Annotated in this window: 1 protein-coding gene; it reads left to right on the forward strand. The window is 69.4% G+C overall.

The window, feature by feature from the left end; all coding sequences use genetic code 11:
- The coding region (locus tag G9H72_RS20725; RefSeq protein WP_196791469.1) for an asparaginase domain-containing protein at positions 1 to 746 on the forward strand (746 nt) is incomplete at both ends.

Raw genomic sequence — 746 nt, forward strand, 5'->3', positions numbered from 1 at the left:
CGTCGCCGCGACGGTGGCAGCGGCCGCCGACACGGAGCTGCCGAACGTCACGATCCTGGACGCCGGCGGGACCATCGTCTCCTCCGCCGTCGGGCGCAGCCGCTGGCAGTCGTACGGGGGTCCGCGCGTCACCATCAGGGACATCAAGGAGCGCATCAGCCCCGAGATCGACACGGTGGCCGACGTGACGATCAAGGACACCGGCATCCTCGGGAGCTCCGCGGCGACGACCGCGGCCGAGCTGCTGAAGCTGACGCGGATGACCGACGCGGAGCTGGCCAAGCCGGACGTCGACGCGGTCGTCATCAACACCGGCACGAACATCATGGAGGAGCTGGCCTACTGGTCGGACCTGACGGTGCGCAGCCAGAAGCCGGTCGTCTTCACCGGGGCCATGCGCCAGCAGAACACGTTCTCCTTCGACGGGCTGGCCAACCTCTTCAACGCCATCACGCTGGCCGCCAGCCAGAAGACGACGTGCTTCGGCACGGTGCTGCTGATGAACGACATGTTCTTCGCGGCCCGAGAGGTGACCAAGACCGACGCCGTCCGCACCGACACCTTCGAGGGCGGCCGGCTCGGCGCGCTCGGGATGGTGGACGAGCTCAAGGTGCGCACCCTGCACGCCCCCGCGCGCGTGCAGCACTGCGGGACTCCCGGCTGGGCGACGCCGTTCGATCTCACCGGCATCGAGGCCGACGACCTCGCGAAGGCCGAGGTCGTCTACGCCTACCTGGAGGCCGACG

This window comes from Motilibacter aurantiacus, assembly GCF_011250645.1.
Taxonomy (GTDB): Bacteria; Actinomycetota; Actinomycetes; order Motilibacterales; family Motilibacteraceae; genus Motilibacter_A; species Motilibacter_A aurantiacus.